The 18,949-nt window shown below is 64.0% G+C and carries 15 protein-coding genes; 7 read left to right on the top strand and 8 right to left on the bottom strand.

The genetic code is table 11. The features are described 5' to 3' along the window. Window positions 1–64: 64 nt before the first annotated feature. The 3 genes from VFO93_RS16130 to VFO93_RS16120 all read right to left on the bottom strand — a co-directional run bounded on the left by VFO93_RS16130 (window position 65) and on the right by VFO93_RS16120 (window position 3,139). Window positions 65–1,126 carry an ABC transporter permease gene (locus VFO93_RS16130; protein ID WP_325135399.1) on the bottom strand — a complete coding sequence of 354 codons (1,062 nt, stop codon included), beginning with the start codon at window positions 1,124–1,126 and terminating at the stop codon, window positions 65–67. Window positions 1,127–1,293: 167 nt separating this feature from the next. After that, window positions 1,294–2,409 carry a BT_3928 family protein gene (locus tag VFO93_RS16125; RefSeq protein ID WP_325135398.1) on the bottom strand — a complete coding sequence of 372 codons (1,116 nt, stop codon included), beginning with the start codon at window positions 2,407–2,409 and terminating at the stop codon, window positions 1,294–1,296. Between the two features lie 196 nt (window positions 2,410–2,605). Then, window positions 2,606–3,139, bottom strand: coding sequence for a DUF1599 domain-containing protein (locus VFO93_RS16120; RefSeq protein ID WP_325135397.1), 534 nt, complete (start codon window positions 3,137–3,139; stop codon window positions 2,606–2,608). 184 nt (window positions 3,140–3,323) lie between these two features. Between VFO93_RS16120 and folP the strand changes: the two genes are divergently transcribed. The 5 genes from folP to VFO93_RS16095 all read left to right on the top strand — a co-directional run bounded on the left by folP (window position 3,324) and on the right by VFO93_RS16095 (window position 11,434). Continuing rightward, a complete protein-coding gene (folP, locus tag VFO93_RS16115) occupies window positions 3,324–4,226 on the top strand; it encodes a dihydropteroate synthase (protein ID WP_325135396.1) in 903 nt (300 codons plus the stop codon). Window positions 4,227–4,423: 197 nt separating this feature from the next. Then, entirely contained in the window at window positions 4,424–5,236 is an 813-nt protein-coding gene (cdaA, locus tag VFO93_RS16110; RefSeq protein ID WP_325135395.1) for a diadenylate cyclase CdaA, read from the top strand. Between the two features lie 308 nt (window positions 5,237–5,544). Next, a complete protein-coding gene (locus VFO93_RS16105) occupies window positions 5,545–7,545 on the top strand; it encodes an FAD-dependent oxidoreductase (RefSeq protein ID WP_325135394.1) in 2,001 nt (666 codons plus the stop codon). A gap of 281 nt (window positions 7,546–7,826) precedes the next feature. Next, on the top strand, window positions 7,827–10,808 hold the full coding sequence (locus tag VFO93_RS16100; protein ID WP_325135393.1) for a response regulator: 2,982 nt from the start codon (window positions 7,827–7,829) through the stop codon (window positions 10,806–10,808). Window positions 10,809–11,002: 194 nt separating this feature from the next. Continuing rightward, complete coding sequence (locus tag VFO93_RS16095) at window positions 11,003–11,434, top strand: hypothetical protein (RefSeq protein ID WP_325135392.1); 432 nt, start codon at window positions 11,003–11,005, stop codon at window positions 11,432–11,434. 10 nt (window positions 11,435–11,444) lie between these two features. Here VFO93_RS16095 and VFO93_RS16090 read toward each other — a convergent pair whose 3' ends face one another. The 3 genes from VFO93_RS16090 to VFO93_RS16080 are packed head-to-tail and all read right to left on the bottom strand — an operon-like array spanning window position 11,445 to window position 14,251. Further along, window positions 11,445–12,146, bottom strand: coding sequence for a hypothetical protein (locus VFO93_RS16090; RefSeq protein ID WP_325135391.1), 702 nt, complete (start codon window positions 12,144–12,146; stop codon window positions 11,445–11,447). A gap of 53 nt (window positions 12,147–12,199) precedes the next feature. Further along, on the bottom strand, window positions 12,200–12,820 hold the full coding sequence (locus VFO93_RS16085; protein ID WP_325135390.1) for a Uma2 family endonuclease: 621 nt from the start codon (window positions 12,818–12,820) through the stop codon (window positions 12,200–12,202). Window positions 12,821–12,844: 24 nt separating this feature from the next. Next, window positions 12,845–14,251, bottom strand: coding sequence for an aldehyde dehydrogenase family protein (locus tag VFO93_RS16080; RefSeq protein WP_325135389.1), 1,407 nt, complete (start codon window positions 14,249–14,251; stop codon window positions 12,845–12,847). Window positions 14,252–14,481: 230 nt separating this feature from the next. Here VFO93_RS16080 and VFO93_RS16075 point away from each other — a divergent pair, with 230 nt between their 5' ends. Further along, the gene (locus VFO93_RS16075) at window positions 14,482–15,666 is read left to right on the top strand and encodes a phosphatase PAP2 family protein (RefSeq protein ID WP_325135388.1); all 1,185 of its coding nucleotides are present in this window, start codon (window positions 14,482–14,484) and stop codon (window positions 15,664–15,666) included. Window positions 15,667–15,845: 179 nt separating this feature from the next. On the opposite strand, the gene VFO93_RS16070 is transcribed toward VFO93_RS16075, so the two are convergent. Beyond that, window positions 15,846–16,508, bottom strand: a complete 663-nt coding sequence (locus VFO93_RS16070; protein WP_325135387.1) for a hypothetical protein — start codon at window positions 16,506–16,508, stop codon at window positions 15,846–15,848. A gap of 214 nt (window positions 16,509–16,722) precedes the next feature. Next, window positions 16,723–17,592 (bottom strand): SDR family oxidoreductase, encoded by an 870-nt coding sequence (locus VFO93_RS16065; protein WP_325135386.1) that lies wholly within the window; start codon window positions 17,590–17,592, stop codon window positions 16,723–16,725. Between the two features lie 166 nt (window positions 17,593–17,758). On the opposite strand from VFO93_RS16065, the gene VFO93_RS16060 reads away from it, so the two are divergent. Beyond that, a complete protein-coding gene (locus VFO93_RS16060) occupies window positions 17,759–18,916 on the top strand; it encodes an MFS transporter (protein ID WP_325135385.1) in 1,158 nt (385 codons plus the stop codon). Window positions 18,917–18,949: the final 33 nt, after the last annotated feature.

Genomic DNA, 18,949 nt, shown 5'->3' with positions numbered 1-18,949 from the left:
GTAGAGATGCTTCGACTCCGCTGCGCTGCGCTCAGCATGACGGACGCAAACAGAACCCACTTCGTCAGCTAATCTTCACCCGCGGGTCAAGCAATGCATACAACATATCCACGGCGATGTTGATGAGCACGAAGATGGCGGCCACGAACAGCGTCGCGCCCATCACGACCGGAAAATCGAGGTTTTCGACCGCCCGCAATGTCACGGTACCCAGGCCTTTCCAGTTGAAAATGTACTCGATGAAAAACGCGCCTGCCATGAGCGAGGCCAGCCAGCCCGACACGGCCGTCACGACGGGGTTCAAGGCGTTGCGCAGGGCATGGCGCCGCACGGTAGCGCTGGCGCTCAGGCCCTTGGCGCGGGCGGTGCGGATGTAGTCCTGGCTCAGCACGTCGAGCATGGAGGAGCGCGTGAGCTGCATGATGATGGCCAGCGGCCGCACGCCCAGCGCCACCGCCGGCAGCAGCAAATTGCGCAGCACCAGGTGGCGCTCGCCCGTGAAAGGGTCGGTTTCGTAGAGCTGCCCCGTGAGGCTGAGGCCCGTCCAATGGCTCCAATAGAAGCCGAACGTGACCGCGATGAGAATGGCCGCCACAAACGACGGCACCGAAATACCGAGCACCGACGTAGTGACGAGCACTCTATCGAGCCACGACTGCGGGCGCAGGGCCGCCGCCACGCCCAGCGCCACGCCGCCCACCGCCGCCAGCAGCATGGCCGCCAGCGCCAGCCACAGCGTGCCAGGAAAGTAGTTGAGCAGCAGCTTCAGCACGTCCTCATTGCTCTGAAACGAGCGCCGCAAATACGGCCACTTCAGCACTACCGCCTGCTCGTGGCCCAGCGGCAGCACGGCCACGCCGCCGTAGCGGGCCACGCCCGCCGAGTCGCGCCGGTGCACGCCCAGCGGCGAGGCATCGTTGAGGTAGCCGAGCAGGCGGGCGGGCAGCGGCTCATCCAGCCCGAGGTCGGCCCGGATGGCGGCCTGCGTACCCACGTCGGAGCGCTGCCCGGCCAGCAGGGCGGCCGGGTCGCCGGGCAGCACGTTGAAGAGGCAGAACACTACCACCGCCACGCCCACCAGCACGAGCAGGCCCTGGCCCAGGCGGCGTAAGAGGAAGGAAAGCATGAGTTTATGGTTTTTGGTTGCACCCGCCCGCCCGTCATGCTGAGCGGAGCGCAGCGCAGTCGAAGCATCTCTACCGCTTCGTTGCTGGCGTCAGAGATTAGTTATCCAGCAGAGATGCTTCGACTGCGCTACGCTCCGCTCAGCATGACAGCCGACTTTATCCTGAACTACAGCACTTTTTCAATCTGGAACAGCGCCGGAATATCGTGGTAGTGGTATTTGGCCCGCACGATGCCGTTGTGCAGCACCAGCAGGCCGGGGTTCGAGCGAATCATGGTTTTGAGCACCGTGGCGTCGGTGAAGTAGTAGGGCGTGGCCAGGTTTACCTCGTGGCGGAAGGCGTCGAACTTGCCCGCGCTGGTGCTCGTGATGGTCATTATGCCGATGTTCTTGCGCGACTTGGCGGCGGCGGCAAACAGGGCGTTGAGCTGCTCGAAGCGCTCGCGGTCGGCCTTGTTGGAGTTTTGCACCACCAGCACCAGCTTGTTGCCGGTGAGTAGCTGCTGGGTGGCGTCGTTGCCCTCGGTATCGGTCACCGTGAGGTCGGTGATGACGGGGCGCGACTCCTCGGGGTTGAGCAGGGTCATGGCCTTGTATTTCCAGGTCGAGTCGCTCGGGAAGTCGTCAAACTCTTTGGTTTCGCCGTTGCGCTCGAAGGTGTAGCGGTACTTGGCCGGCTTGGCGGGCTTCATCAGCTGGCCGATGTTGTTGCCCACTTTATAGGGTAGAAAATCGAAGTACGGCAGGTGCCCCAGCGCCCGCACCCCAATGCCGATGGCCAACGCGCTGACGAAGGTCATGGCCATGAGCCCAGCCGTACCCGTGATGAAGCGGTGCCGCAGGTAGCGCTGCCCCGTAAACACGCGCACCCACAACGCCAACAGCACCAGGTCTTTGGTAAACGAAGTCCAGGGCGTGAGCTTGAGGAAATCGCCGAAGCAGCCGCAGTCCGTGACCTTATTAAACGCGGCCGAGTAGAACGTGAGGAAGCCGAAAAACACCAGCAGCGCCAGTAGCGCCAGCAGCGTTTGGCGCATGTACCAGCGCAGCAGCAGCGCCGCGCCTAGTATCACTTCCAGCGAGCTGAAACCGATGCTTAGGAAGCGGCTCTGGCCTTTGAAAAACTCGAAGAAGCCGGTGAGGCTGGGCACGTCCACGGCAAACACCTCGAAGTATTCTTCCAGCTTGATGGCCGTGCCCACCGGGTCGTTGAGCTTGATGAGGCCAGAGAAGATAAAGACGATGCCAAGCAGCGCCCAGCAAATGCGGGTGAAGAGGCGCATATAGGTGAGTGGGTGAGGTAGTGAATTGATGAGTTTAATGAGTGCGTGGGTGGCGTTCGTCATGCTGAGCGCAGCGCAGCGGAGCCGAAGCATCTCTATCGGTGAACTAACTCCTGACGCTTAACAACGAAGCGGTAGAGATGCTTCGACTCCGCTGCGCTGCGCTCAGCATGACGGACGCCCTGCATCGGCTCACTCATTTACCGCTGAGAATGAGCGCGAACACTGCATAGTTCAGCATATCGCGGTAGCTGCCCTCTACGCTTTCGCTGACCAGGGCCGCGCCGCCGATATTTTCGAGCTGCTTTACGCGGTGCAGTTTCATCAGTATCAGGTCGGTGATGCTGGATACGCGCATTTGCCGCCAGGCTTCGCCGTAGTCGTGGTTTTTGGCCAGCAGCAGGTCGCGGTTTTGAGCGTTTTCGTGGTCGTAGGCGGCGGCTACCTCGGCGGTGGGCAGGTCGAGGGGCGCGGTGGCGGGCAGGCGCAGCTGCATCAGGGCAATGAGGCAGTAGTTGATGATGGCCACGAATTCGCCCTCCACGTCGTCGGCAATCATCTGCGTGCCAGCTTCCTGGATGGTGCGGATGCGATTAGCCTTGATAAAAATCTGGTCTGTGACGGACGGCAGGCGCAGAATGCGCCATGCCGTGCCATAGTCGTGGGTTTTGGCCAGAAACAGCGCCCGGCAGCGGGCCAGAATCAGGTCGTAGTGGTCGGCGGTAGTCAAGGAATGAAGGAGCGACTAGGTGAATGAGTGAAGGGCCGCGCTGGCCGGGCTTCCGCGGCCTGCTGCGAAATCTTCTGCGCCTTCTGCGGTGAAAACCCGCCCGGCGAGTGGGTTGTCTTTAACAGAAAGCCCCCGCAAGTTCGCTTGCAACGCCGGATATTTAGCCCGCCGCACCCCGTCGCCCATGCCCACCCATCCACTCATCCACTCATCCACTCATTCGCTGAAGAGCCCCCACGGCCGCCTGCTCGACCTGCGCCACCCGCAGCTAATGGGCATTCTCAACCTCACGCCCGACTCGTTTTACCCCGGCTCGCGCCTGCGCCCGGCCGACGAAACCGCCCTGCTGCACCGCGCCGAAGCCATGCTGGCGGCCGGCGCCGCTGCCCTCGACATCGGCGGCTACAGCTCGCGCCCCGGCGCCGACGACATCGCCCCCGCCGAGGAGCTACGCCGCGTGCTACCCGCCATCGCGGCCCTGCGGCGCGAGTTTCCGCAAGCGTTTCTCTCCATTGACACTTTTCGGGCCGGCGTAGCCGCCGAGGCCGTGGCCGCCGGGGCCGACCTCGTCAACGACATCGGCGGCGGCACGCTCGATACCGACATGCTGCCTACCGTGGCCCGCCTGCGCGTGCCCTACTGCCTCATGCACCTCAAAGGCACGCCCCAAACCATGCGCGAGCTCACCGACTATCCAGACGACTTGGTGCTGACCATTCTCCGCTTTTTCCGCGACCAACTCGAAAAGCTGCGCCAGGCCAACGGCGGCCATCCGCCCGCCGACGTGCTGCTCGACCCTGGCTTCGGCTTCGCCAAAAACGCTCCGCAAAACTTTGAGCTGCTGCGCCGCCTGCCCGAGCTGGCCCCGCTGGGCCACGCCCTGCTGGTGGGCCTCTCGCGCAAGGCGATGGTGCATAAGTTTTTAGGGCTCAGCTCTGATGCGGCGCTCAATGGCACTACCGCCTTGCACGCCTGGGCGCTGCGCGGCGGGGCGCGGTTATTGCGCGTGCACGACGTGGCCGAGGCGCGGCAGGTAGTGCGGCTGTTTGAGATGAGTGGATGGGAGGATGGGAGGATGGGAGGATGAGTGGATGAACGCGGCTTTCATGCTCATCTGGTGTCCACGCAGCGAAGCATCTCTATCGCCTCGTCCAGACCCTTCAACGAAGCGGTAGAGATGCTTCGACTCCGCTGCGCTCCGCTCAGCATGACGGACGCCCTCACTCCACTCATACACTCATCCACTCATCCACTCATCCAAAAAACCCCACTCATCCCTAAAAGATGACCCTTCCCTACCCCTTTTATTTCCTCCGCCTGGGCCTGGTCGACGTGGCCGACATCCTGCTCGTCACGGTGCTGCTCTACCAGCTCTACAAGCTGCTGCGCGGCTCGGTGGCGCTGAACGTGGCGCTGGGCGGCCTCAGCCTCTACCTGGTGTACCTGGTAGTGAATGCGCTGGGCCTGGGGCTGTTGTCCGATATTCTGGGGCAGTTTATGAGCGTGGGCGTGCTGGCCAGCATCATTTTGTTTCAGCAGGAAATCCGGCGCTTTCTGGTGAACGTGGGCAAGGTGGCGCTGGAGGGCGGCGGCCCGCTGGGCTGGTGGCGGCGCGAAAGCAAGTCGAACACCGAGCTGCCGCTAACCCCCTTCGTGGACGCCGCCAAAACCCTGGCCACCCAGGAAACCGGCGCGCTCATCTGCTTTTCGCGCGCCTCCGACCTCAGCGCCTACGCCGAATCGGGCGACTTGCTCGACGCCGAAATCAGCAAGCGCCTGCTCCTGGCTATTTTTCAGAAAACCAGCCCCTTGCACGATGGCGCGGTCATCATCAGCCAGGGGCGGCTGCAAGCGGCGCGCTGCATCCTGCCCGTGAGCCAGAACCCCGAGGTACCCGCCGCGCTGGGTTTGCGCCACCGCGCCGCCCTGGGCCTCACCGAAGCCACCGATGCCATCGTACTGGTAGTGAGCGAAGAAACCGGACAGGTAAGCCTGGTGCGCCAGGGCGAAATCTACCGCAACCTAACGCCCGCCGAAGTAAAGAACCGCCTCGGCGAGTGGCTGCACCCCGGCGGCCTGGCCGCCACGGCTACCTGAGCCTAGCTGCGAGGTAGCCGCGAAGCGGCGGCATGTTGGTAGCGTGACCTGTTTCGTAAAAATGAGCTGCAAAGCGGCGGCACCCTGTCATTTGGTACCGCCGCTTTGCGGCTCAAGGCCCTCTCTACCCATTCCAACTACCAACATACCGCCGCTTCGCGGCTACTCCGCAATTCAGGCCAACTATCCTAAATTATACCCTTGCTTCGCTACGCTCGCAAAAACAGAAACCCGCACCAAACTACTCGGCACGCCTACTACTTCGCCAAACGCGCCGTACCTTTTGGGCTCTTTAAAAAGCCCGAATTATGTTCACGCTTACGCCCGCGCGCCGGGCGGTGCTCTGCGCCGTGGCCGACACCTTTGTGCCGGCCCTCAACGACTTGCCGGCCGGTTCGGCGGTGCTCGATTTTGAGTTGGTCACGCAAGCCATTTGGGCGCAGCCGCTGGGCGCGCAGGTCGAGTTTGAGCACCTGCTAGACCTGCTTGATAAACCCGTGCTGGGCTTGTCGTGGCTGGGGCCGCTGCGGCCGTTTGCCCAGCTTGCGCCCGCGCAGCGCGAGGCGCTACTGCTGAGTTGGGCCGGCTCGCGGCTGCCGCCGCTGCGCAAGGCTTTCCAGACGCTGCGCAAGCTGTGCATGTTTTTTTACTACGGCGGCAGCCCGGCCGATGGCCGCCCCAACCCAGCGTGGGCGGCGCTGGGCTACCCCGGCCCCGCGCTGCCGCCCGATAGTGGGCCGCTGGTGGCCGCGGTGCGGCCCATCCGGCCGCTGGCCCCGGTGGCCGATACTACCTACGACTGTGAGGTGCTGGTAATCGGCTCGGGGGCGGGCGGCGGGGTGGTGGCCGGCGAGCTGGCGCAGGCTGGGCACGATGTGCTGGTGCTCGAAAAAGGCCCCTACTTCCACGGGCGCGACTTTACGCAGCGCGAGGCCGACATGCTGGGGCAGCTCTACGACGCGCGCGGCACCCTCAGCACGCAGGATGGCGGCATTGGGCTGCTGGCGGGTGCGTGCCTGGGCGGCGGCACTACCGTGAACTGGGCGGGGGCCTTCCGCACGCCCGACTACATTTTGGAGGAGTGGGCCCGCGAGCACGATGCGCCGCAGTTTGTGTCGGCCGCTTTTCAGGCCAGCCTCGATGCAGTGTCAAAGGCGCTAAGCGTGAATACCGACTATGCCCAACACAACGGCCAAAACCAAGCCCTGCGCGACGGCTCGGCCCGCCTGGGGCAGACTACCCGCCTCATTGCGCGCAACGAGAAAAGCCTCACCGACTCGGCCACGCACTTTGCGGGGCTGGGCTACTCCTCGCTGGGCGACGTGCACGGCATCAAGCAGGGCACGCTGAATACGTATTTATTAACAGCCTCTGAGCACGGCGCGCGCATTTTGCCCAACACCCACGCCGCGCGCGTGACCACCGCTGCCGGCCGCGCCACCGGGGCCGAGGCTACGCACACCACGCCCGAGGGCCAGCGGCTGCGCATCACGGTGCGGGCGCGGTGCGTGGTGGTGGCCGGCGGGGCCGTGCAAACGCCCGCGCTACTCTTGCGTAGCGGCCTGCGCCACCCGCACCTGGGGCAACATTTGCACCTGCACCCCACCGTGATAGTAGCGGCCCGCTACCCACAGGCCATGCGCTCGTGGCACGGCCCGAGCATGAGCATTGTGAACGACACCTACACGCGGCTGCACGGCACCAACTACGGCGTGAAGCTCGAAACGCCGCCCACCCACCCCGGCCTGCTGGCTATGGTGCTGCCCTGGGTGGGCGGCCACCAGCACCGCGACATCATGCGCGCGGCCGAGCACCTGGGCTCCTTCATCGTGCTCACCCGCGACCGCGAGGGCGGGCGCGTGCGCCTCGACCCGCACGGTATGCCGCTGCTAGACTACACCTTATCGGCCTTCGACCGGGCCAACATGCTGGCGGGCGTGCGCGCCGCCGCCGACATCCACGTGGCGGCCGGGGCCGAGCGCGTGTACCTGCCCCACGGCTCGCTGCCCACGCTGCGCGCCAGCGGCGGCACGCTTCACAACCCCGAAGTGCTGGCCCAACTGCCGCACCTGGGCTGGCGCGCCAACCAGTTTGGCCTCTACAGCGCCCACCAGATGAGCACCTGCCGCCTCGGCGGCCAGGCCGCCACTCACCCGCTGCGCCCGAGCGGCGAAACGGTGGAAGTGCGCGGCCTGTACGTAGCCGACGGGTCGGCGTTTCCGGCGTGCAGTGGGGCCAACCCCATGCTCACCATCATGGCGCTGGCGCACTACACCAGCCAAGGGCTGAAGGCGACGCTGGGGCCCTGAGGCGGGCAAAAACGGCCTGGCAGGGCACACAGGGCAGTTTTTTAGCGAGCAGCTGGCTTTTTTAAAAGCCCGGCCACAGCACGGGCGTGCGCGGCGTTGCTTGCTCACCATCAGGCAGTAAGCTTGTTGGCGGGGCGGGGCCAAGTGGGGCAGGCGGTTCTTTTATGAAACATTTTTATAGAATAGTGCAAATTTATGAAAACATAAAATAAAGTTTATTAGCCTCTTAACTCATTCCGTGTACTTATATTTGCTATTATTAGCTATGCTCGTCCTTTTATATGACCCTGACTTCTAACTTATCTACTCTTCCTGCTACCTCTACTCCCACGCCCGACGCCGAATGCTCGTGGCGCGGGCGGGCCGAGCGCCAGATTACCGAGTTGCAACGGGCTTTGTCCGTGGCGCAGGCCCAGGCCGCTTTGCAGCACCAGCGCTACCTGGCCTTGCTAGGCACCCTACCCGGCACCGTGGGCCTACCGGCGGCCGGCGGCCAGGTGCTGCACTACGACCTGTTTGGGGCCGAAGCCGAAACCTGCGAGCCCGCCGCCGCCAGCTGCCCCAGCGCGGCCCCGCCCCGCGAGCCCCTGCTGGCTCGCCTGGTCGAGCAAAACCCCAACCCCGTGCTGCTGCTCACGGCCACGGGCAGCATCCGCTACGCCAATGCTGCCGCCCAGGCCCTGGGCGACGCCCTCACGCACGAAACCCAGCCCCACGGCTACCTGCTGCCGCTGGTGCGCAAGGCCCTGCGCACTGGCCAGGCGCAGCAGCAGGAAATAGCCCTGGCCGACCGCTGGTATTTGCTGCAAAGCGTACCCGGCCCCGGCGAAACCTGCGCCACGCTTTACCTCACCGACTGCACCTCGGTGCACAGCGCCGAGCAGCGCCTGGCCGAGCAGCGCGAGTTCTACGAAACCATTCTGGATGAGCTGCCGCTCGACGTGGCGGCCTTCGACGGCGAGCACCGCTACCGCTTCGCCAATGCCCACGCCGTGCAAGACCCGGTGATGCGCGAGTGGCTGGTAGGCAAAAACGACGCGGAATACTGCGCCCACCGCCAGCTGCCGGCCGAGCTGGCCGCCGAGCGCACCCGGCGCTTCGAGCTGGCTTTGCGCCAGCGCACCGAGGCGCAGTGGGACGAGACCCTGCTGACCCCCGCCGGCCCGCAGCGCGTGCAGCGCACCCTGCGGCCGGTGTACGGCCCCGATGGCGCGCTGCGCCTGCTGGTGGGCCTGGGTCTCAACGTGACCGAGCGCCACCACGCCGAGCAGAAGCTGGTGGAGCAGCGCGCCTTCTACGAGTTCGTGTTCAATCAATTGGCCTGCGACATCGGCATTTTCGACGCGCAGTTCCGCTATATCTTTGTCAATGAGCGCGGTATCAGCGACCCAGCCGTGCGCGAATGGGTAATCGGGCGCGACAACTTCGAATATTTCGAGCGCACGGGCCGGCCGCGCAGCATGGCCGACACCCGCCACGCCCGCTTCGAGCAGGCCGTGCGCGAGCGCAAGCTCGTGACCTACGAGGAGCAGTTTGCGCGGCCCGAGGGCACGCGCCATTTGCTGCGGTTTTTGCAGCCCGTGTTTCACCCCGATGGCTCGCTCTACCTCATCGTGGCCTATGGGCACGACATTACGGAGCAGGTGCGGGCCCAGCAGGCGCTACAAGCGGCTACCCTGGCGGCCGAAGAATCGAGCCGCGTAAAGGAAACGTTCCTGGCCAACATGAGCCACGAAATCCGCACGCCCATGAACGCCATTCTGGGCATGAGCCAGCTGCTGGCCAAAACCGCGCTCAGCCCCGACCAGCTCAACTACCAGCAGGCCATCGCTACCTCGGCCGATAACTTGCTGGTGATTATCAACGATGTGCTCGACCTCTCGAAGCTCGAAATGGGCAAGCTCGCGCTCGAAACCATTGGCTTTGCGCCCACCGAGCTGCTGGCCCAGATAGAGCAGACGCTGCACTTCAAGGCCGCCGAAAAGGGCCTGAGCCTGGTGATGGAGCTGGGCAAGCAGGTGCCGCAGGTGCTGCTCGGCGACCCCTACCGCATTCGGCAGGTACTGCTCAACCTGGCCGGCAATGCGTTGAAATTCACGGATAAGGGCCACGTCACCATCGCGTGCTCGCTGCTGGGGGCCGACTTTAGTGGGCCGGGCGGGGCGGTAGCGGTCGAGTTTCGGGTCACGGACACGGGCATCGGCATCGAGCCGGAATACCTGGAAACGATTTTTCAGGAGTTCAGCCAGGCCGACTCGTCGGTGTCGCGCAAATTTGGCGGCACGGGCCTGGGCCTCAGCATCTGCCGCAACCTGGTGCAGCTCATGGGCGGCGAGGTGAAGCTGGCCAGCCAGAAAAACAAGGGTACTACCACCAGCTTTACGCTGCGCCTGCCCATCGGCACCGCCCACGACCTGCCCCAGCCCGAGCACCCCACTGCCGAGGCCGAGGAGCTGCGCCAGCACTTGCGCGACAAGCAAGTGCTGTTAGTCGAAGACAATCTCTTTAACCGCCAGATTGCCAAATCCTTCCTCTCGCAGGCGGGCGTGCACGTGACTGAGGCCGAGCACGGCGGCCGCGCCGTGGAGCTGCTGCGCCACCAGAACTTCGACCTCATTCTGATGGATGTGCAGATGCCCGTGATGAACGGCTACGCCGCTACCTCGGTGCTGCGCCAGCAGCTGGGCATCACCACGCCCATCATCGCCCTCACGGCCAACGCGATAAACGGCGAGCGCGAGAAGTGCCTGGCCGCTGGCATGAACGGCTACCTCGCCAAGCCCTTCCAGGAAAACCAGCTGCTGCAAGTGCTCAGCGACTGGCTGCTGCCCGCCGGGGCGGCGGGCCTGCCCAAGCTGGCGCTGGCCGCGCCCACCGCCCCAGCGGCCAATGCGTCGGGCCTCTACAGCATCGACGACCTGCTGAAGGCCGGGCAGGGCGACCCCGAGTTTGTGGTGTTTATGCTGCGCACCTTCATCGAGAGCTGCCAGGAAGCCTTGCAGGAGCTGCACCAAGGCTTGCGCGAGGCCAACCTGAGCTTGCTCAAAGGCACGGCCCACACGCTCAAGCCCAGCCTCCAGCACCTCAATGCCTGGCAGGCGCTGCCAGCCATCGACAAGCTGAACAAGTGGGACGGCGACTTTCAGCCCGAGCCTTTGCAAAGCCTGGTGCATTCGGCCGAAGGCCTGCTGGGCGAGATGCTGACGCAGATTGAAACCGACCTGAAAGAGCAGCGCGTGCTTACGCGCACGCTGGCGGCGTAGGCTTTAGTGCGTGGTGCATAGTGCTTTGCGCATAGTGCGTGGTGCATGGTGCTTCGGCTGGAAGTAGTTCGATTTTTAGCCGAAGCATCATGCACCAAGCTCCACGCACCATGCACCACGCGCTATGCACAAAGCACTATTATGCACCACGCGCTACCAAACTGCGTAGGAAGGCTTTTTACTTGCTCTTCCTCATGCCCGCACCTTCTTCTTTCCGCCTGCTGGCCGGCGCTTTGCTGCTGCTGGCCACGAGCAGCTGCTCCATTTTCCGCCGCCACCGCGACGCCGCGCCCGCCCCGCCGCCCGTAGTAGTCGAAACCGTGCGCACGCCCGACTCGCCCACGCCGCCCAAAGCCGCCCGCGACCTCGCCGACGCCATGACCACCGTGCTGCGCCTGCCGCCCGACCAAACCGGCAAAATCCGCCAGGTGCTGAACAACACCGTGACGCAGGTAAACGCCGCCCGCCAGCAGTATCCCGCGCAGTCGCCGCAGCTCAATGCGGCTTTGCAGCGCATTAATAAGCAGTCGGAAGGCGAGCTGCGCACGCTGCTCGGCCCGGTGAAATACAAAGAGCTGCAAACCAAGCGCCCCCAGATTCAGGCCGAAATGCAGCAGCGGCAGTAGCGGCCTTGGCTTACTCTGTGGCTACCGCAGGGCCAGCGGTGGGTAAATCCAGCCACAGGCCGGCGTAGTCGCTCACCTGCCCGATGGCGCGGCGCGACTGCGGCGCGAGGGTAATTACCAACTGCCCGCTGCTACGCTTTCGCTGCACAATGGTGGGGTCAAGCGCTCGCACGCGCAGGCTGTCAGGGTTGAATAGCTGCTGCGTGAGGTGCCCGTCTGCTACTGCCAACCTGCGCACCGTCCACTTGGTCGAGTCTTGGCGCGAGGGTGAGCTGGTGTAGTAATACCCTTTGTAGTAGCGCAGCCGGGGGGCTTGCGGGCGGGTGAAGTCCAGCAGCGTATCCCGCATTTCTATCCGCAGCCGAAACGAATCGGCAGCCAGCGGCAGCACCTGGTAGCGGGTTCCCTTGGGGCTCAGGCCACTACCAGCCTGGCGTGGAATGTGCAGAATATCCAACTGCTGGCCATCTACATCCGTCGCACCAAAATATTTTTTCACCAGCGTTTTCTCTCCTACCATAAACACCTTGCCGGTATTACGGAGTGAAGTGTATTGCCCACGGTCGCGGGGTAAAAATCCGGGCAGGTCGGGCACGGTTGCCGGAAATGGCTGGGTGAAGTTGACCACCACAGGGCCAGCCGTTTCTATTTCAGTGGCAGCATCGCAGGCGGCCAGGGCCAGGCAGCCGAGCAAGTAATATCGGGCTTTCATGCGGCTTGATACCCGCCTCCGCCCAACGTAACCCGCTGTTGGCCGGCGCTTGGTTAGAAGCGCCCCAGCTCACTTTCTCCGGCACCAGGCATTACCAGCAGCGGGGCCACGTCGGTGTCTTCGTACAGCTCGCGCAGCGGCAACACGAGGCCCATATCCGGAATTTCCAGCGTAGCAGCGGGGCCAGTGAGCAGGGTATAAATCCACTGCCCGGCCTCGTCGCGCCGAAACCACTCGACCGTCCAGGCGACTTGGGAGATGAGTAGGTAATGCCGCAGGCTAGCTATCCGCTGATAACGGATGCCTTTTTCCGTGCGGTCGTACTCTGCCGTAGTAGGCGATGAAATTTCTGAAACGAATACCGGATACCGTACTACAGCCGGGTCAAGGCGGTCGGCCGGGTCGCTGGTTACTATTATGTCGGGATACAGGTAGCAGCGATTAGCCTGCGCTTCGAGTTGTATGCTGGTCGAAAATACCTGGCCGCCCCACGGGCGCACTACCCGCCGTAGCGCATCTACCAAGTTGCCTTTTAGCAGGTTGTGGCTTAGCGCATCAGGCTCCGTTACCACCACACTTCCATCCAGGTACTCGTGGCGTCGCTCGCTGGCTGCTTCCAGCGCCCAAAACGCTGACAGCGTATAGAAATGAGGTAGCCGACAAAGAAAATCCATAGTAAACGTCTTTATACAATCTCCCTACAAAAACCGCAGCAGCCAGCCCACCAGCTGCTTTACCCGCGCGGTGTAGGGCGGGTACATGACCTTGATACCGGTGCGGCCGATGCGCTGCCGCAGCACGGCTTTTTCGTTGCTGAACGCCAGAAAGCCCGCGTGGCCGTGGGCCTTGCCCAGGCCCGAGTTGCCGACGCCGCCGAAGGGCAGTTCGGGGTGCGCCAGCTGGATGATGGTTTCATTGACGGCCGCGCCGCCGGCCGCGATGCTGTCGAGCAGATACGCCTGATTTTGGCGGCTGGTCGTGAATACGTACTGCGCCAGCGGCGGCAGGCGAGCATTGACGTAGGCCGCCGCCTCGGGCAGCGTCTCGAAGGGCAGAATGGGCAGCAGCGGGCCAAAAATCTCCTCGCGCAGCACGGCCGCCTCGGGCGGCACGTTGGTGAGGATGGTGGGGCCGAGGTAATTCTGGTGCTCGTCGATTTCGCCGCCGAGCACGGTCGCGCCGCGCTGCTGCGCGTCTTCGAGCAGCGTGGCGAGGCGGGCGAAGTGGTGGCCGTTTACAATGCGGGCGAAGGACTCGGACTCACTAATACCCTTGCCTTCTGCATTGTAGTAGCGCTGAATGGCGGCTTGCAGCTCGGCCACCAGCCCGGCCTGGGCGCTGGCCTGCACCAGCACGTAGTCGGGGGCCACGCAGGTTTGGCCGGCGTTGAGGAGCTTACCCCAGGCTATTTTTTCGGCCGCGTCGCGCAGGTTGGCGGTGGCATCCACGATGGCGGGGCTTTTGCCGCCCAGCTCCAGCGTCACGCTGGTGAGGTGCTCGGCGGCGGCGCGCATCACGATTTTGCCAATCTGCGGCGAGCCGGTGAAGAAAATGTGGTTCCAGGGCAGGCGCAGCAGCTCGGTGGCCACGTCCTGGCCGCCTTCCAGCACCAGCACTTCATCGGGCCGGAACAGCTCTTCGCACAGCCGGCGCAGCAGCGCCGACGTAGCCGGCGTTTGCTCAGCGGGCTTGATAACCACCGCATTGCCAGCGGCAATGGCCGACACCAGTGGGTCGAGGGCCAGGTAGAAGGGGTAGTTCCAGGGCGCGATTATCAGCACCACGCCCTTGGGCTCGGCCTGCACCCAGCCGCGCGCGCCGGCCAAAGCCAGCGGCGTGGGCACGCGCTGCGGGGTTAGCCACTTGGCCAGGTGGCGGCTGGTATGCTTGATTTCGGTGAGTAGCGGCCAGATTTCGGTGAGGTCGGTTTCGGCCGCAGGCTTGCGGAAGTCCTGGTGCAGGGTTTGCTGCACCTCGGCGCGGTGCGCCGTGAGCCAGTCGGCCAGCCGGCGCAGGCGCTGGCGGCGGGCGGCGGCGTCTTGGCGGCGCAGGGCGGGGGCCTGCGCCCGCAGGGCATCAAACTGGGGTTGGAAAAGATTGGACAAGGGCTGACACGGGGGAAAAGCAAGCTGGCACGCAACACCGCGCCACTCGCACAAACGGCGAACGCCGCGCTACAGTTATTTGATTTTCTGCGCGCTACAGCCGGGCTTCATCTTGCTGGCGTTATCCGACCATTACGGCTAAGTTATCTTTGTCAAAAATATAGGAGCGCCGCCTGCGTCTGCGCGGCGGCGGCGGATGGCGCGAGGGGTACTTAGTTAGCTTAAGAATTTTGGTACAGTTTGTTTTCTCCCGCCACGCGGCCCGGTGGCTGCTGGGAGCGTTTTGGGCGTTGGCTTTTTCGGCCAGCGCGGCCGTTGCGAATCCGCTTGCGGAGTCCGCCTACCCCGTCGATTCGGGCCGGGTAGCACGCGCCGATACTACGGCGGCGCAGCTGGCTGCCCCGGCAGCGGCCGTGGCCGATTCGGGCAAGGTAAAAATCAAAACCAAGCCCGGCCACCGGCCCTGGCGCACCGACTACACGGTGGCGCCCGGCGTGACGTGGCGCTACGAGCGGCCGGGGCAACTGCGGTGGCTGCTGCACATTCCGCGCGACCTAGTGCAGTTTCCGGGCACGTATTTCAAGCGCGACAACCTACCCGCGTTCGCGGGTATCGCCCTGGGCTCGGCCTTTCTGTACGCGGCCGATGAGGGCATTCTGCACGGTGCGCAGAGCCTGGGCCGCACGATGCACCTCGACCCTGCCGACGTGCAGAACAACTTGTTTTACATACCCTTGCGCCTGGGCAGCACCAAGGTACCGATAGAAATGAAGGTGCCCGGCAACCTCAACACGGCCTTTTACTACCTCGGCGACGGCTGGACGCACCTCACCATCGCCACATCGTTTATGGCCTACGGCATCATCAAGAAAGACAACCGCGCCGCCCAAACCGCGACCCAGCTCGGCGAGGCCATCCTGACTACGGGCGTGGTGGTGCAGGCTCTCAAGCGCACCACCGGCCGCCAAAGCCCGTTTCGCTCGACGCAGGAGCGGGGCCGCTGGTTTTGGCTGCCGACTTACAAGACGTACCAAAACAACGTGTCGAACTTCGACGCCTTCCCCACCGGCCACCTGGCCACGGCGATGGCCACGGTCACGGTTATCGCCGAAAACTACCCCGAGTACCATTTCGTCCGGCCCGTGGGCTACGGCCTGATGGGCCTGCTCGGCTACGCCATGCTCAACAATGGCGTGCACTGGGCCAGCGACTACCCGCTGGGCATCGCGCTGGGCTACGGCTTTGCCAAAATAGCCGTGCGCAACGGCCGCACCCGCGTGGCTGAGCCCGCTGCCCCGGCCGGCACCGGCTGGCAGGCCCCCGCCCACCCCAAGCCCTGGTACCGCGCGCCCCAGCTTAGCCCGTACAGCTACGGCCCGTTTCAGGGGTTGAGCTTGAGCTGGCGACCGAAGTAAGCTTCGGCGTGGTGTAGAGACGCATCTTTGCGTCTCGTCGTTGTTCGGCTCGCCTCGCGTGAGACGCAAGGATGCCTCTCTACACCAGTTTGCAAATTGCTAGCTTAAAAGACATGAGGCCCCGGCTCGTTCAGAGCCGGGGCCTCATGTCTTTTTTGTAAGTACTCTATAGGAATGACTTAAAACAAGCCCTTCTTCACGGTGCGGTTGCCGTGCTCGTCGATTTTAATCTTGGTGCCGTCGGCGCGCTTGATTTTCACCGAGCCATCGTCGCTACGCTTGATTTTCGCGCCGTTGTTGTATTTCACTTTGCTGTCGTCGTCGTCGTTTTCGAGCTTCTTGATGCCCGAGCCCTGGCCCACGCGGGCCCCGAGGCTACGTTTGGCGGGCGCGGCGGCAGCCGTAGCGGCCACGGCCGTGTAGGGGCCGTTGTAGTAGGCACCCTGGCCAGTGGTGTAGGTGCCGTACTGGGCCGGCGTCACGATGGTTTTCACCTCGCTGGTCGTCTGGTCGTTCACGGCTCGCAGGGCGGCATAGCGGCCGGTGGTGTCGGTAGCGTAGCGCGTGTCGAGGTCGCGCAGGGCACGGCCGCGGGTGTAATATACGTTTTCGAGGCGCGTTTTCACGGCCGCATCGGTGGCGGCGAGGTCATTGGCTACCTGGTCGGCCAGGGTTTTGGCCGAAGTACGGTAGGCCGTGGTGTCGATGGTGGTCGTGGTCGTAGTAGTCACCTGCTCACCGGTGGGCGCGGTGGTCGTTTCGGTGGTTTCGGTTTTCTTTTCCGAGCAGGAAGCCGTAGCTAATGTAGCGGCGGCGGCCAACAGAAGGAGCTTGGTATTCATGGGCGAAAGCGTAGTATGGTCGAGTAAAAGCGCGGCGCTGGGCCACGGTAGCGCTTAGTACGCAAGGCCCAAAAGCGAAGTTGCCAAACCGTTATTAATGACATGAGACGTCAGACACGAGACATGAGGAAGCCTAACAGGGCAGTTCTCATGTCTCGTGTCTGACGTTTCATGTCTGACGTCTATTACCTAACGTCTTGCGTCTTAAACCATCCTAGGCATTTACTACCGAGCCGCCGTTGGGGTGCAGCGTCTGACCCGAGAAGTACGAGGCGTCTTCTGAGGCCAGGAACACGTAGGCCGGGGCTACTTCGGAGGGCTGGCCGGCGCGGCCCATCGGCACGTCGTGACCGAAGAGCGGCAGCTTGAGCAAGCCCACGCCTGTGATGAACGGCGTCCAGATGGGGCCCGGCGCTACCGAATTTACCCGGATGCCCTTCTTCACGAGCTGGAGCGACAAGGCCCGCGTGAAGGCTTCGATGGCCCCTTTGGTGGAGGTATAGTCGAGCAGCGCCTCGTTGCCTTTGTAGGCGTTTACCGAGGTAGTGTTGATGATGGCCGCGCCTTCCTTCAAGTGCTTCAAGGCCGTGCGCGTGATGCGAAACATGGCGATGATGTTGAGGTTGAAGATGCTATCGAGCTCCTCGTTGGTGATGTCTTCGAGCGAGTCGTGCCAGTTTTGCTCGGCGGCATTGTTTACCAGCACGTCGAGCTGGCCAAACTCGGCCACGGTGCGCTCCACGATTTGCTCGCAGAAGGCGGGGATTTTGAGGTCGCCGGGCAGCAGCAGGCAGCGGCGGCCTTCGGCCTGCACCAACTGCTGCACTTTCTCGGCGTCTTCCTGCTCGGTGGGGAAGTAGCAGATGGCCACGTCGGCCCCCTCGCGGGCGAAGTGCACGGCCACGGCGCGGCCGATGCCCGAGTCACCGCCCGTGATGAGGGCGATTTTATCCTTCAGCTTATTAGCGCCCTGGTAACCCTTGCGGATGTACTCGGGCTCGGGGGTCATTTTGTGTTCGAGGCCGGGCTTGCCGGCGCCCGCGTCCTGGTGCTGGGGCGGGAAAATGGTGGGTTTGTCAGACATGAAAAGGGAAAACAAAGAATCGTTTGTGCGCCTGCTACAACGGCCGATAAGCTCAAGGGTTGGCTTTTTCAAGGAAATAACCCGCTGACTACCGCCCGCTTCGCCCGACCTTTGCGCGATTTTTCAACCGGCGCGTCGCCCCTGGCGGCCCGGTTTCAGCGGTTTTATGAGCGATAGTGCGCCCGCGACTACCCCCGGCCAGGCGCGGCGGGCGGTGGCGCTGTTTTTTCTGGTTTCGGGCTTTGGGTTTGCCACCTGGGCGTCGCGCATTCCTACCATTCAGCACCAGCTGGGGCTGAACGAAGCCGAGCTGGGCGGCGTGCTACTGGCCATGCCCACCGGCCTGATGCTGACACTGCCCGTCACGGGCGTGCTGCTGCGGCGCTACAGCAGCCGGCAGGTGATGCTGGTGGGCGCGATTTTGTACAACCTCGTGCTGGCGCTGCTGGGGCAGGTGGCCCACACCTGGCAGTTGGTGGCGCTGCTGTTCGGCTTCGGCGTGTCGCGCAACTTGCTCAACATCTCGGTCAATGCGCAGTCGGTGGGCGTGCAGGCGCGCTACGGGCGCTCCATCATCGCCTCGTTTCACGGGGTTTGGAGCGTGGCGGGCTTTGGGGCGGCGGCGCTGGGCACGCTGCTGGTGCGGCAGGTGGTGGGCACGGGGCCGCACTTCGCGGCCGTGGCGGCGGTACTCACGCTGGTGGCGCTGGCCAGCTACCGGCACACACTACCCATCCCGCCCGCCCCCGCCGGCCCGGCCCGCAAGCCCGGCTTCGCCTGGCCCGATAAAGCGCTACTGGGTTTCGGGGCCATCACCTTCGCCGCGATGGCCTGCGAAGGCACCATGTACGACTGGAGCGCCATCTACTTCGAGAAAGCCGTGCAGGTACCCAAGGCCACGGCCACGCTGGGCTTCGCTATCTATATGGTAGCCATGACGGTAGGCCGCTTCAGCGGCGACTACCTGGCCAACCGCCTGGGCGTGCCGCGGGTGCTGCGCGGCAGCGGAGTGCTCATCGGGGCGGGCTTGGGGCTGGCGGCGCTGGTGCCGCAGCCACTGGTGGCGGGCCTGGGCTTCGTGCTGGTGGGGCTGGGCATTTCGTGCGTGGTGCCGATGGTGTTCGGGCTGGCCGGGCGGGCGGCGGCCAACTCGGGCACGGCCATCGCGGGCGTGTCCACGGTGGGGTATTTTGGGTTTCTGCTGGTGCCGCCGCTGGTTGGCTTTATCGCTGAGTCCGCTAGTTTGCGCTGGTCGTTTGGGCTGATGGCCTTGTTTGGCGGGCTGGTGGTGTGGCTGGTGCGGCGGGTGGTAGCGCAACCCTAACGCGTGAACCTCACCCCCTGGCCCCCTCTCCAA

It is taken from the genome of Hymenobacter sp., from assembly GCF_035709525.1.
Taxonomy (GTDB): domain Bacteria; phylum Bacteroidota; class Bacteroidia; order Cytophagales; family Hymenobacteraceae; genus Hymenobacter.
This window is presented reverse-complemented; position numbering and strand designations above follow the sequence as displayed.